The organism is Streptomyces sp. MZ04 (genome assembly GCF_004684775.1).
GTDB lineage: Bacteria > Actinomycetota > Actinomycetes > Streptomycetales > Streptomycetaceae > Streptomyces.
Map to the genome: position 1 here is coordinate 35,555 of NZ_SRIC01000011.1, position 13,294 is coordinate 48,848.

Annotated in this window: 9 protein-coding genes, 1 tRNA gene and 1 pseudogene; 4 read left to right on the forward strand and 7 right to left on the reverse strand. The window is 70.0% G+C overall.

Going from position 1 to position 13,294, the window contains the following annotated elements:
• Window positions 1–124: 124 nt before the first annotated feature.
• Genes E2651_RS04640 through E2651_RS04650 form a run of 3 tightly spaced genes read right to left on the reverse strand, consistent with a single transcriptional unit; the run spans window position 125 to window position 5,369 of the window.
• A complete protein-coding gene (locus E2651_RS04640; protein ID WP_135329686.1) occupies window positions 125–1,105 on the reverse strand; it encodes an alpha/beta hydrolase in 981 nt (326 codons plus the stop codon).
• The gene (locus E2651_RS04645; RefSeq protein WP_135329687.1) at window positions 1,102–2,415 is read right to left on the reverse strand and encodes a hypothetical protein; all 1,314 of its coding nucleotides are present in this window, start codon (window positions 2,413–2,415) and stop codon (window positions 1,102–1,104) included. Before E2651_RS04645 ends, E2651_RS04640 begins: the two co-directional genes overlap by 4 nt.
• The gene (locus E2651_RS04650; protein ID WP_135329688.1) at window positions 2,412–5,369 is read right to left on the reverse strand and encodes a tetratricopeptide repeat protein; all 2,958 of its coding nucleotides are present in this window, start codon (window positions 5,367–5,369) and stop codon (window positions 2,412–2,414) included. Before E2651_RS04650 ends, E2651_RS04645 begins: the two co-directional genes overlap by 4 nt.
• A gap of 206 nt (window positions 5,370–5,575) precedes the next feature.
• Between E2651_RS04650 and E2651_RS04655 the strand changes: the two are divergent.
• Window positions 5,576–6,275: pseudogene (locus E2651_RS04655) on the forward strand (FAD-dependent monooxygenase); the annotation flags it as partial.
• 126 nt (window positions 6,276–6,401) lie between these two features.
• On the opposite strand, the gene E2651_RS04660 reads toward E2651_RS04655, so the two are convergent.
• Window positions 6,402–6,475 (reverse strand) — tRNA-Pro (locus E2651_RS04660).
• A 108-nt stretch (window positions 6,476–6,583) separates the two neighbouring features.
• On the opposite strand from E2651_RS04660, the gene E2651_RS04665 reads away from it, so the two are divergent.
• From E2651_RS04665 to E2651_RS04675, 3 genes are all read left to right on the forward strand, one after another.
• Window positions 6,584–7,117 (forward strand): DUF309 domain-containing protein, encoded by a 534-nt coding sequence (locus E2651_RS04665; protein ID WP_135329689.1) that lies wholly within the window; start codon window positions 6,584–6,586, stop codon window positions 7,115–7,117.
• Window positions 7,118–7,174: 57 nt separating this feature from the next.
• Window positions 7,175–7,957, forward strand: a complete 783-nt coding sequence (cobF, locus tag E2651_RS04670) for a precorrin-6A synthase (deacetylating) (protein WP_135329690.1) — start codon at window positions 7,175–7,177, stop codon at window positions 7,955–7,957.
• Window positions 7,958–8,033: 76 nt separating this feature from the next.
• Window positions 8,034–10,124, forward strand: a complete 2,091-nt coding sequence (locus tag E2651_RS04675) for an MDR family MFS transporter (protein WP_135329691.1) — start codon at window positions 8,034–8,036, stop codon at window positions 10,122–10,124.
• Here the strand turns inward: E2651_RS04675 and E2651_RS04680 are convergent, their stop codons facing one another.
• Genes E2651_RS04680 through E2651_RS04690 form a run of 3 tightly spaced genes read right to left on the reverse strand, consistent with a single transcriptional unit; the run spans window position 10,125 to window position 13,223 of the window.
• Complete coding sequence (locus tag E2651_RS04680) at window positions 10,125–10,865, reverse strand: cobalt-precorrin-6A reductase (RefSeq protein WP_135329692.1); 741 nt, start codon at window positions 10,863–10,865, stop codon at window positions 10,125–10,127. It lies immediately after the preceding gene.
• 35 nt (window positions 10,866–10,900) lie between these two features.
• Window positions 10,901–11,659: a sulfite exporter TauE/SafE family protein gene (locus tag E2651_RS04685; protein WP_135329693.1), complete on the reverse strand. Its 759-nt coding sequence runs from the start codon at window positions 11,657–11,659 to the stop codon at window positions 10,901–10,903.
• 46 nt (window positions 11,660–11,705) lie between these two features.
• Window positions 11,706–13,223 carry a long-chain fatty acid--CoA ligase gene (locus E2651_RS04690; RefSeq protein ID WP_135329694.1) on the reverse strand — a complete coding sequence of 506 codons (1,518 nt, stop codon included), beginning with the start codon at window positions 13,221–13,223 and terminating at the stop codon, window positions 11,706–11,708.
• Window positions 13,224–13,294 lie beyond the last annotated feature (71 nt).

Genomic DNA, 13,294 nt, shown 5'->3' on the forward strand with positions numbered 1-13,294 from the left:
ACGCCACCACCGGATGGGTGTGTCCGTGTGCCATCACGTACGCGCAGCAAGCCCGTTCGTCTCAACCACCCCACCAACAACTTCCGTATCAGAGAGGCGAATTAGGGGAATACGCGTCTTCACCTCAACGGGCAAGGCAGGCCAGGGAAAGCAGCAAATGGGCGGATTCAGCGTGGCAGAAGTCGGAGTGCGCACCGGCCGGATTCCACAACCGGCCACGGCGGTAGCGCCAGTGTGCGTCGATGTTGACGAGCCGGTGATCGAGTTCATGCCGACGGTAGGGGACTTCGAGGCGGCGCAGCGGCAGTGATCCGATGCGCTCGGACGGTTCGGCCACTCCGGCGTATCCGATCCCCGGTGTCCCCTCGGCCAATCGGTGCCACAGGCCCGTCGCCCGGTCCGCACGTGAATGCGTCAGGACTACGGGGCCGTTGATCGGTGCGTCGTGGAGGATGCGCCGGAACCGGTCGGCGAAGATGCCGGGCGATGCGGCCATCTGAAAGATCAGCAGTGTGTCGAGCGTATGCGGGTAGCGGGGGTTGCTGCGGTTCCAGCCGAGGACCGGTGGGCGGGCGTCCGCTGCTGCCTGAACCGCCTCGACGAGGAAGCGGCCGCCGAAGGAGTGGCCGATGGAGTGCAGGTACTGGCCGCTCGACGTGCGGAGTGTGGGTGGGGCGCCGGGAAGTCGACGGTGCTCGTTGAGGTAGCCGAGCAGCTGGCCCATGACCTCGGCGGCTCGGCCTCGCGTGGTCATGGCGTGTGCCCGGTCCCGGATGCGGCGGTATCCGTGCGGGAGTGGGTTGCTCATGGAGGGCCAGCGGACGAGCACGTAATGCGCCGACCACGGGCCGAGGGCCGGATAGGCGCCGGGCCGATCCGCGTGGACCGTCTCCACCAGGGTGAAGAGCCGCCGTGCCGAGGAGAGCGCGCCCGCGGGGCTGTTCCGCCAGCCGTGTACGAAGACGACGATGTCGGTGGCGGATTCGGGTACGCGGAGGTGGCGAGCCAGGAACCCGGGTACGGCGACGGGCGGCACGGCCCCGCCCGTGTCGGGATCGAGCAGCTCGCCCTCGGCCGTGAGATCGACAACTGCGTGCGGAGTCATACCGGTTCCTGGGGCCAGAGATGGACGTCGAGGCCGCGATGGAGCGTGAAGATGAGCCCGAGCGGGTTCCCCTCCTCGTCGGCGAAATAGCGGGCCAGCTCCCGCACGCTGTCGCCGAGTCTCGCCCCCTCGTCGAGGAAGGCGGAGAAGAGCCTGGCGGCATACTCCCGGGCGAAGGCGCGGGGGAGATCGATCTGCGGTCCGAGCAGGCAGCGCGCGCCGTTGCGCAGCAGATGGTGTCCCGCGGTCGGGTAGAACACGGAGGACAGCTGTCCGCCCTCGCAGGCTCCGACAAAGACCAACGGCCGGCCCGGCATCGGCTCTTCGCGGGACAGCCAGCTCGCCATCTCGCTGCCGTAGATCTCCTCCCCGTCACCGAGCTTGAAGTAGGAGCCCGTCGTTCCTCCGTTGGGGCTCACCTGGCCGTGGCAGCCGAAGCAGCTGATGTGGTCGTCGTAGGACCGGCTCTGGAAGGCATGGCGCAGTTCGTCCTTGTCGCGGCGTACGGCGATCGACGTCTCGCGAGCACAGCGGTCGAAGATGTCGTGCAGTTCGGCGACGAACCGTGTGCGCGGGTACTCCTCGTCGACCCCTTCATCGACATTCAGTCCGATGCCGACCGGGCCGTCGTGCACGGGGATACGACTGTCAAAGCCCCGGACCCGGGAGATGGTGTGCTCAATGAGGTGCTGGTGGCCCCAGAATCCGGGGAAGGACCACGAGTCGTCGAGCAACAGCCCCTGGTTGTCGTCCCCTTCGGGCGGGGTGTAGAGCAGATTCCACGGGACGAACAGGTGGTCCGACTCCATCGTCATGATGCACTCCCCGTCCCTGATATGCCGGAGCAGTGCTTCTCCGATCTCTTTCATCCCCGGGTCACCGTTGTGGAACAGCAGTTGGAAGAGATGGTTGCCCGCACGCGCCAACCGCAGCCCGATGCGGTCGAGATGGGGGCAGTCGATCGGGGAGTCCGTGTGCTCGTCGACGAACGGGAAGACGGTCGACGGGGCGTCCGGGCCGTGTCCGCGGTGCTCATGGCGGATGACGTGCTGCTGCCACGTCTCGCGCACCACGGCGATCCCTTCCGTCAGCACCTCGACGTCCGCGATCCACCCTCGAAAGCAGCCGTCGCCGTCCGACGGGAAAGCCGACCCCCACGCTCTGACGTCATACCCTGTCCCGCCCCGCTCGCCGGGCATCCTGGTGAAGCAGAGATGCACGGTGCGGCGCCGGTTGTAGTCGTGGTCCGGGATCCGCTGCAAGCCATTGGTGTCGTCGAAGACGACGGTGCTCCGGAGCCGCTCGGTCATCGCGCCCCGTCCACTGCCGCGCTCGATGAGGACTCCGGCTCGGACTCCGTCACCTGGAGACCGGTCTGGATCTCCTGCAGCAATTGGCCGTCACGCTCGCGATAGACGCGGAAGGAGAGGGAGAGATGGCCGGGCGCGATCGGCACGACGGTGAATTCGACGGGCGGTGTCGTGCGGTCCGCTCGCAGTTCGACCAGGTGCGTCATCGGGGTGACGTCCAGCCGGCCGGCGTCCAGGAGAATGCGCAGCTTCACCGGCTGTGGGAGCAGCGGCACTTCGGCCCGCTCGGGCCCGGTGACGGCGGCAAGGGCGAAGCTCACCCTGCTGGGGCGGGCCACCGTCGGCAGGTCGTCGTCAAGGCGCTCGATACGCGCCTCGCTGAGCGGTTGCTGGTAGTCGAAGCCGCACCGCTCGCAGAATCGGCCTCGGCCACGTGCGTGCACGGCGCAGCGGGGGCATTCCTGTCCGGGGAGGGGGCCCGAGAGAGCTCCGGGGAGAGGCGGGTGCGATGAGGTGCGCCGTGGGTCGTGCGTGTGGGTCGAGTACCGGCGGAGGGCTTTAGCGCTGTGGCGAGACTGGCCATGGCTGCCGACCGCCAGGAACAGGGCCGAGTACGACGTGGTGGAGGGCGGCACGCTCTGAGACCACCTGGTGCTGAAAGTCCGGGCAACCGAGCTGTCTGTGGTGCCCCATGCGACCGAGCTGATCGAGGTGGCGGGACGGGCCTGCTCGTCGGCTCCGCCATCCGCTGTTCGGACGCGGACCACTCCGGCCCCGCTGTCGATGACATCGACCTCCGCAGGAAGCTGCGCGGTCAGACCCAGCAGGGCCGCGAGCGCCAACGCGCGCTGCCACTCTCGTGTTGCCCGGAGGTAGTCGCCCGAGTCCAGCGCCTGCCGTGCTGCCTCCATGGCCTGACCCTGGTCGACAGGAGACGGCAACTCACCTGATGTCGCCGCTGCGTGCGGCACCGTCCGGCGGCGCGCGCGGGCCTCCTCCGGCCTTTCGAGGAATTCGGCGCACCAGGCCAGCACCAGGTGCGGCGCGGCCTCCCCCGGCAACGAGGCGTGCACCTCTGCGAAGTGGCGGTATGCGTCCTCGATGCCCTCACACGCCAGCGACATCAGCCCGCGATGCCAGCGCGAGCGCCAGTCACCCAGTCCACGGGATGGCAGCGCGGCCTCCGCACGCCCCAAGTGCCCGGCGGCGGACTCGATTTCACCGAGTGCCAGATCCGCCCGGCACAGCGCGAATTCGATCTCGGGGGTCCTGGGCCTGTCCATCGATCCATCCCTGCCAAGCCACCGCCGTATCGCATCGGGGTCGGTCTCATCGAGCATGTCCAGCAGCTTCGCGGCCGGATCCTCCTGGGACGGCAGCGGCAAGGGCAGGGCCTGCACACAGGGCGGACCCAAGGGGTGAGCCGGCGCGCCCTCCCTCGGGCGGGGAGCGCGGAAGTACCGGGACGCTCTGGGGCGCGGAATCCCGTCGCGCTCGGTGAGCAATTGACGCAGGACACCCTCGAGTTGATCGGCCATGTCAGGGCACGAGGGGAAGCGCAGCCTCGGGTCGGCGGCAGTGGCGCGGTCCACAACGTGGTGCAGCGCCCGCACGGCGGGAGTGGGCACATTGCCTTCGCCGGCTTCAAGCAGGGCCCTCAGTGTCGCGCCCAGGCTGTAGATGTCCGACTGCGGCGAGGGACCGCCTTCACGTCCCCGCGTCTCCGGAGCCTCATAGCCGTGGGTGTAGACGGAGGGCGAGGATCGGTCATCGATGCGGCGCACCGCTCCGAAGTCGATGACCTTGATCCGGTCACCGCACAGAATGACGTTGGCCGGCTTCATATCGCAGTACAGCAGCCCTCGTTGGTGCAGATGGCCCAGTACTTCAAGGATCTGGATGCAGTACGCGACGGCCTGCTCGACGAGCAACAGCCGACGCCCCCGTTTGGCGCCCTTGATCACATCGTGCAGCGAAGGGCCTTGCAGGTACTCCATCACCAGGTAGCTCTCGGCCTCGCCCGATCCGGCATCCGCGTCCCTGATGACATCGACGCTGCGCACGATGCCCGGGTGGTCCAGGTCGGGGCCGGTCAGGATGCCCCGCTCCTCGAGGACGAGTTCACGGGCACGCGCCCCATGGGTACCGATGGACCCCTTGAGTACGACTTCCCGGTCCGGACGACGGATGTCCCGCGCCCGGTAGATCCACCCGGTACCGCCCCGCGCGACGGTCCCGAGGACCTCGTAACGATCGGCCACCACATCACCCCGGCGGAGCCGCGGAGTGAACGAGTATCTGCTGCCGCACCGCGGGCAGTACCCCGCGACAGCACCCTGCTCCAGTCGATCGGAACGGGCGACCGGCGCGCCGCACTCCCCGCAGAACCTCTGCCGCTCGGGAACGGACCAGGACCGCGCCGCGTCGAGGGGCGATGACAGGGCATCCCTGACAGATGACAGGGCATCCCTCACAAAGGAGCGGAGAACAATCGCCGGGATCAATCCGGAGCCGACGGTGACGCCGACGACCGAACCGCTGACGGGGTCGACAAGCGGAGCACCGCTGAGCCCTGGAAACCCGTGGTGCCGCGAGGCCGGCGTGAGGGCGGGGACCGGGGCATCGGCGGACAACGTGGCGATCTCGGCGTACGGCAGGGAGCGGTCCAGTCGCAGCAGGGCGACGTCGTGCTCGGGCAGGCCGGGCCCGCCGAGACCGGTCTTCACCTGCACCACCCGCGCGACGGCTTGCCGCTCGCCGACCAAGCCGACGAAGTCCACGATCCGTTCGTCCCCCTCCTCGGGAGGAAGCTCGCCGGGTGTGTCTCTCAGGACATGGCCACATGTCAGGACGTACCGCTCACTGATCAGGAAGCCGGAGCCCGCCACGCGGTTGTCCTCCGCCCGGATCCGCACTGCCCACGGCGGCGGCGTCGACTCCTGTTCAACCCCCATGCCGGTCAACGATACGGCGAAGACGGCCGGTTGACCTCATGGGCAGCGGTGAGACCAGGCCGTGGGCACCGCGGTGACACCGGCCGATCCGCGGTGTCGGTGCCATGTCGGAGCACTGTCGGGCGCTCCTCGTGGCGACCCTCGCCGAGGGCACGGGTGCGGCCGACCTTGTGCCCCCACCGCACGGTGCCTGCCGGGAGTGAGTCGACGGCGGCACCGTCGTCACCGGCCTGCTGGTCGGCGCGGACGGCGCGTGGTCACGGGTCCGGCCGCTGCTTGTCCCCCGCCACACCTGAGTACATCGGTAAATCGGTCGTCGAGACCTACCTGTTCGACTCCGGCACACGGCACCCGGCCGCCGCGAAAGCGGTCGGCGGCGGGATGCTGATCGCTCCTTCGCCGGGCAGGGAGATCTTCGCTCACCGGGAAAAGGACGACACTCTGCACGCCTACGTGGGACTGTCCGAGCCGCAGGACTGGTTCGCCGCCATCGACTTCGCCGATGCCGCCACGGCCACCGCGCGGATCGCGCAGGAATTCGACGGCTGGGCGCCGGAGCTCACCGCGCTGATCACCGACAGCGACGTCGCACCGCTCCTGCGTCCCCTCTACGCGCTGCCGACCGAGCACCGCTGGGACCGGGTGCCGGGAGTGACCCTGCTCGGCGACGCCGCCCACCTCTCGGCTCCCAACGGCGAGGGCGCCAACCTCGCCATGCTCGACGGCGCCGAACTCGGTGAAGCCCTCGCCGCGCACCCCGACGACATCGAGACGGCGCTCACCGAGTACGAGCAGGCCATGTTCCCGCGCAGCGCCGAGGCCGCCACCGACGAGATGCCCGGGCTCGACTCCGCCTACAACACAGCCCACGACCTGATCAACATGGTCACCGAGAAGGGCCGATGAGCTGGAGAGCTCCCTGCGGACACCAACAGACCCTCCCATCAGTCAAGTTGCCCCGCTCACCCCCGAAAACGCCTCAGGGCCCATCCGAAGATGAGCCCTGAGTTGCGGAAATATCCGACATCACTGTCGGGACGACAGGATTTGAACCTGCGACCCCTTGACCCCCAGTCAAGTGCGCTACCAAGCTGCGCCACGTCCCGGTGCGCGTGTCCCGCGGTGTTCTGCGTGATCGCGCAGACAGAACTTTACCCCACGTTCGGGGGTGGTCCGCTCCCTCCTCTTGGGGTGCGGGGAGGGACAATCGGCAGATGAGTTCCGCACCTGGATCCGATGAACCCGGCCGTGACCGTGACGCGGAAGGGCGGGCCCGCAACGCGCGGCCGCGTGACGGTCTCGGGCGGCCGTTGCCGTACGGCGCCGAAGGCGTGGAGCGGCAGCCCGAGGGGGTCACGCGTACGCCCGACGAGACGATCGCGCAGGCGCAGGCCCTGCTGGACGCCGGGCGGCCCTTCCACGCGCACGAGGTCTTCGAGGACGCCTGGAAGTCGGGGCCCGATGACGAGCGTGACCTGTGGAAGGGGCTTGCGCAGCTCGCCGTTGGTCTCACTCACGCGGCGCGCGGCAACGCCACGGGCGGTGCCCGGCTGCTGTTGCGGGGGGCGGCCGCGGTGGACGCGGGGCGGCGCGAGGAGCGGCCGTACGGCATCGCGGTGGACGGACTGATCGGCTGGGCGCGGGAGTTGGCCGAGCGGGTGGAGAAGGGCGGCTCCCCGGTGGACGCCGCCTCGTGCGCGCCGCGGCTGCGGGGTGCTGCGGACGCGCATGCGGAGGGCGACGCGTAGACCGCCGCGCCACACCCCGCACGGCGCCTCTCGCCCCCCGTGCGGCAGACTCTCGGCGTGCGAAAGATTCATGTCATCGGCATCGGCGCGGGCGACCCGGACCAGTTGACCCTGCAGGCCGTCAAGGCCCTCAAGAGCAGCGACGTGTTCTTCATCCTGGACAAGGGCGGGGAGAAGGACGACCTCGTGCAGTTGCGGCGAGGTCTGCTCGACGAGCACCGTGCCGACGGCGCGTACCGCGTGGTCGAGGCGCGGGACCCGGCGCGGGACCGGAAGGCGGGCGGCGCCGACTACTCCCCCGCCGTCGGGGACTGGCGCAGTCGCCGCGCGGACATTTATGAGCGGCTGATCGCCGATGAGATGGGCGAGGAGGAGAGCGGGGCTTTCCTCGTGTGGGGCGATCCCGCGCTGTACGACAGCACCCTCGGCATCCTGGAGGAGGTGCTCGGCCGGGGCGAGGTGACCTTCACGTACGACGTCGTGCCGGGCATCAGCAGCGTCTCCTCGCTCGCCGCCCGGCACCGCACCGGACTCAATCGCGTCGCGCGGCCGGTACAGATCACCACGGGGCGGCGCCTCGCCGACGGGGGCTTTCCCGAGGGAGTCGACGACGTCGTGGTGATGCTCGACGCCCATCAGGCCTTCCGGCAGTACGCCGGGCGGCCTGATGGCGGCGACATGTACATCTACTGGGGGGCCTATATCGGGACCGCCGACGAGATCCTCGTCTCCGGGCCCCTCGACGAGGCCGCGCCCCGCATCGAGACCCTCCGGGCCGAGGCGCGTGAGCGCAAGGGGTGGATCATGGACACCTATCTGCTGCGGCGCAACCTGGACTGAGCCCTCCGGGGTCCGCCGTCACCGGACCGGCCCGGTCCGGCATGCACCTGCCCAGGGGCGGTGTGAGGGTGACCGTGTGACCACCACCGCCCAGCCGGCCGCCGAGGCCCCGGCGCAGGGCCCGCCCGTCCTGGACAAGCGCCGCCGCAATGTCGTCTTCGTGACGATCATGCTGGGCATGCTGCTCGCCGCGCTCGACCAGACCATCGTGGGCACCGCGCTGCCCACCATCGTGTCGGATCTGGGCGGCGCCGAGCACATGTCGTGGGTGGTGACGTCGTATCTGCTCGCGGAGACCGTCGCCACGGTGCTCGTCGGGAAGTTCGGTGACCTCTTCGGGCGGAAGGTCGTCTTTCAGATCTCGGCGATCGTGTTCATCACGGGCTCGTTCCTGTGCGGGCTCTCGACGAACATGACGCTGCTCATCGCCTGGCGCGCCCTGCAGGGCATCGGCGCGGGCGGTCTGATGGTGACGTCGATGGCGTTGATCGCCGATGTCATCCCGCTGCGTGAGCGCGGCAAGTACCAGGGTGCGATCGGTGCCGTCTTCGGCGTGGCCACCGTCATCGGGCCGTTGCTCGGCGGACTTTTCACCGACCATCTGACCTGGCGCTGGGCCTTCTACGTCAACGTACCCATCGCGATCGTCGTGGTGATCGCCGCGGCCCGCACGATCCCCGTCGTGAAATCGGCGGTACGTCCCGTCATCGACTATCTCGGCATCGCGTTCGTCGCGATCGGGGCCAGCGCGCTGATCCTGGCGACGAGTTGGGGCGGCAACCAGTACGCGTGGGGCTCCGGCACCATCATCGCGCTGTTCGTGGGCGGTGCCGTCGCGCTCGCGCTGTTCTGTGTGGTCGAGACGCGGGCCGCCGAACCGATGCTGCCGATGCGGCTGTTCGCCAACCCCGTCTTCACGGTCTGCTCGATCCTCAGCTTCATCGTGGGCTTCGCGATGCTCGGCGCGATGACGTTCCTGCCGACCTATCTGCAGTACGTGGACGGGGACTCGGCCACTGTCTCGGGCGTGCGGACGCTGCCCATGGTGATCGGGCTGCTCATCGCGTCGGTCTTCAGCGGCAATGTGGTGAGCAAGACCGGGAAGTATCGCGTCTTCCCGATCGTGGGTGCGCTGGTGATGGCGCTCGGGCTGTTTCTTCTTTCGCTGATGGGGCGCGAGACCAGTACGTGGCTCGAGTCGGTGTACATGTTCGTCCTCGGCACCGGCATCGGGCTGTGCATGCAGGTCCTGACGATCGCCGTGCAGAACACGGTCGCGTACGCGGATCTGGGCACCGCCACGTCGGGGGTGACCTTCTTCCGTACGTTGGGCAGTTCGTTCGGGACGGCGGTGTTCGGGACCATTTACGCCAACACCCTTGAACCGAACCTCAAGGACGGGGTCGCCGCCGCAGCCGGCACGGGCGCCGCGGACCCTGCCGTGGTGGCCAAGGCGGCGCAGAGCCCGCAGGGGCTGCACGATCTGCCGTCCGACGCGGCCGCGCCCATTGTCGACGCGTACGCCGACACGCTGCACACCGTCTTCCTGTGGACGGTGCCGGTGGCGCTCATCGGGTTCGTGGTGGCGCTGTTCCTCAAGCAGGTCCAGCTGCGGGACAGCGCGCGGATGAGTTCGGCGGACATGGGCGAGGGCTTCGCGTCGCCGACGACGAGCGGCACCCCGGACCAGGTCCTCGAGCTGGCCGTCGGGAACATCATCCGCAAGACCGGCATGGACACCGCGCGCCGTGTCATCAGGGACGCCGACACCCGTCTGGACATGGCGGGCGCGTGGGCCGTGATGCAGGTGACGCTCTTCGACCGGATGGTGGGCCACGCGAACCTCGGTCTGATCGCGGCGCGGCGTCGGGTGCCGCCCGAGGTTCTCGTGCCGGTCTTCGACCGCATGGTCGAGGAGGGCTTCCTGACCCGCTCCGGCATGCTCTTCTCGCACACCCGGGCGGGCGAGCGCGAGGCTGAAGTGATCGGCAAGGCGTGGGCGAAGTGGCTGGGCGAGCAGGTGGAGAAGGACAGCGGCCGTCCCGCCGACGCGGAGCTCATCAGGGCGGTCGACGCGATCGCCAAGCGCCTCCTGGTGGAGGACCTGGAGCACGGCCTGTCACCCGAGAGTCAGCGGCCGCTCGCGTCGGCCAAGGCCGAGGTGTGATCAGTCAGCGCCGAGGTACGACAGGACGCTCGCCACATCGGGCAGCTCGCGCGCGCCATCGGGTGCCGGCGGGCGGCGGACGATCAGTACGGGTACGGACAGCGCGCGGGCCGCGGTGAGTTTGGCGGCCGTGGCGGCGCCGCCGCTGTCCTTGGTCACCAGGACGTCGATGCGGTGCTCGCACAGCAGTGCCGTCTCGCCCTCGACGGTGTAGGGGCCCCGGTCGAGCAGGATCTCGGTGTGGTGGGGCAGCGGCGGCTCGGGCGGCTCCACGGAACGTACGAGGAAGTGGAGTTCGGCCAGGAACGGCTCCGCGAAGGCGGCGAGGCCCAGGCGCCCCGTGGTCAGGAAGATCCGGCGGCCGAGCGAGGGCAGCAGGGCAGCTGCCTCGGCGAGCGAGCCCGCGTCGTGCCAGCGGTCGCCCGGAGCGGGCCGCCAGCCGGGCCTGCGCAGCAGCACCGCCGGGACGCCGGTGGCCGCCGCGGCCCGCACCGCGTGTTCGCTGATCGTGGCGGCGAAGGGATGCGTGGCGTCCACGACGGCGTCCACGCGGTGCTCGCGCAGCCAGGCGGCGAGGCCGTCCACGCCGCCGAACCCGCCGACGCGTACGTCACCTTCGAGCGCGGCGGGGCGGGCGACGCGCCCCGCGAGCGAGGTGGTCACGCGGACATCGGGCCGGGTGGCGAGGCGCGCGGCGAGCGCGCGGGCTTCGGTGGTTCCGCCGAGGACGAGCACATGCATGGTGCCGAGGCTACGTCGCGCCCGGAAGCGCCTCGTCAGCGGAGCAGCAGCTGGAGTCCGCCCAGCACCGTCGCGCCGATGACCAGCTGCTCGAAGAGCCGCTGGTTGATGCGGTGCACGGCGACCTTGCCGATGTAGGCCCCCGGGACGACGAAGAGCACGAGCGCGGCGTCAAGGAGCAGCGAGTGCGCGTCGATCAGGCCGAGGCCCACGCTGAACGGCACCTTGGAGGTGTTGACGATCAGGAAGAACCACGCCGACGTGCCCAGGAAGCTCAGCTTCCGGAAGCCCGCGGAGAGGAGATACATCGACAGGACCGGGCCGCCCGCGTTGGCGACCATCGTGGTGAATCCGCCGAGTACGCCGTACGAAGGGGCCTTCAGCCGGGAGCCACGGCCGGGCGACTCCCCCGCGTCCCCCTCGTCCGCCGGGGCGGCCCGGCGGCGCCACAGCGTGACGGCCGCCATCAGGAGCAGGATCGCCCCGATCGACGTACGCACGCCGGCGTCGTCGGCCCACATCAGGAAGACGGTGCCGACGACCACACCGGCCGCGACGGCCGGGAACAGCCGCCACAGGGTGGGCCAGTGGGCGTGCCGGCGATAGGTGAGGACGGCGAGGACGTCGCCCGCGATGAGGATCGGCAGCAGGACGCCGGTCGACTCGCGGGCCGGCAGGACCGCCGCGAAGACGGCGAGGCTGACCGTGTTGGCCCCGCTGACGGCGGTCTTCGAGAAGCCGACCAGCAGTGCGGCCGCGGCGAGCGCGGCGAATTCCCAGAGCGATATGTCCATGCCAGGAACAGATGCTAGACCCAACTATCGCCCTGGGACGACACGGCTAGGCTTTGCCGTAGGTGGCGCGCAGCTCCCGCTTGAGGATCTTCATGCTGGGGCCGAGCGGCAGCGCTTCGGTGAACTCCACGCGGCGCGGGTACTTGTGACGGCCCAGGTGTTCCTTGGACCAGGCGGTGATCCCCGCGCCGTCGGGGTCCGAGCCGGGCCTCGGGACGACGACGGCGCAGATCTCCTCGCCGTGCACGTCGTCGGGCAGGCCGATCACCGCGGCGTGCGCGATGTCCGGGTGCCGCATCAGGACCTCTTCGACCTCGCGCGGGTAGACGTTGAAGCCGCCGCGGATGATGACGTCCTTCTTGCGGTCGACGATGGCCAGGAACCCGTCTCCGTCCTTGGTGCCGAGGTCACCGGTGCGGAACCAGCCGTCGACGACGGCCTCCTCGGTCGCCTCCGGACGCCCCAGGTAGCCGGAGAAGACGTTGTGGCCGCGGACGACGACCTCGCCGAGCTCCCCCGTCGGCAGCAGCTCGATGCGCCCCTCGACCTCGGCGCGGGCGATCTCCACGTCCACGCCCCACACCGGGTGGCCGATGCTGCCGGCCCTGGTGCCGAAGACGGGCTGGTTCACGGAGGCGGTGGGCGAGGTCTCGGAGAGGCCGTAGCCCTCGAAGACCGGTACGCCGAAGGCCTCCTCGAAGCGTTCGAGTACGGCGACGGGGAGCGAGGCGCCGCCCGAGACGCACAGCCGCAGCGTGGGCAGTTCGGCGGCGGTCGCCGCGGCGGCCACGAGGTTCACGTACATCGTCGGCACCCCGTGGAAGGTGTTGACGCCCTCCGCGGCCATCAGCGCGATGGCCCGCGCGGCGTCGAAGCGCGGGAGCAGGACGAGGGTGGCGCCCGCGCGCCAGGTCGCGTTCATGGAGACGGTCTGGCCGAAGGCGTGGAAGAGCGGCAGGGCGCCGAGCGCGATGTCGTCGCGGTGCACGTCGTGGGCGTCGAAGGCGCAGACCGTCGCGTTCATCACCAGGTTGAAGTGGCTGAGGACGGCGCCCTTGGGGACGCCGGTGGTGCCGCTGGTGTAGAAGACGACGGCCGGGTCGTCGGCCTCCCGGGTGAGGTACGTCGGCAGGGGCTCGGCCTCGCGCGCCAGGGTGTCCAGCTCGCCGTCCGTGCCGAGGGTGAGCATGCGTACGCCGGTGGCGGCGGCCGCGGCCTTGCCGGTCTCGGCCTGCGCGGGGTGGCACAGGAGCAGGGTCGCGCCGCTGTCCCGCAGGACGTGCTCGACCTCCTCGGCGGAGAGCAGCAGATGGACGGGGACGACGACACCGCCCGCGGCGAGGATCGCGTAGTAGGCGCGCGGGAACGCGGCGGTGTTGGGCGCCATCAGGGCGACGCGGTCCCCCGGCTCGACCCCGAGGCCCACGAGCGCCGCGGCCTGTGCTCGGGCCTGACTCCACAACTCGCCGAAGGAGAGCCGGAGTTCGCCCTCGACGAGGGCGGTGTGGTCCGGCCTGCGGCGGGCGGGCTCGGCGAGGATCGAGGCGAGGGACAACGTGGCCATGGGTGGTGCTCCGTTTCCGTGCGGCCTTGGGGTCTTGCGGTCTTGCGGTCTTGCGGCCTTGCGGCCTTGCG

Bases quoted from the DNA above. Each gene is read 5' to 3' on its own strand.
- E2651_RS04690 (WP_135329694.1), bottom strand. From the start codon at position 13,223: ATGGCCACGTTGTCCCTCGCCTCGATCCTCGCCGAGCCCGCCCGCCGC.
- E2651_RS04645 (WP_135329687.1), bottom strand. From the start codon at position 2,415: ATGACCGAGCGGCTCCGGAGCACCGTCGTCTTCGACGACACCAATGGC.
- E2651_RS04665 (WP_135329689.1), top strand. From the start codon at position 6,584: ATGAGTTCCGCACCTGGATCCGATGAACCCGGCCGTGACCGTGACGCG.
- E2651_RS04650 (WP_135329688.1), bottom strand. From the start codon at position 5,369: ATGGGGGTTGAACAGGAGTCGACGCCGCCGCCGTGGGCAGTGCGGATC.
- E2651_RS04680 (WP_135329692.1), bottom strand. From the start codon at position 10,865: ATGCATGTGCTCGTCCTCGGCGGAACCACCGAAGCCCGCGCGCTCGCC.
- E2651_RS04640 (WP_135329686.1), bottom strand. From the start codon at position 1,105: ATGACTCCGCACGCAGTTGTCGATCTCACGGCCGAGGGCGAGCTGCTC.
- E2651_RS04685 (WP_135329693.1), bottom strand. From the start codon at position 11,659: ATGGACATATCGCTCTGGGAATTCGCCGCGCTCGCCGCGGCCGCACTG.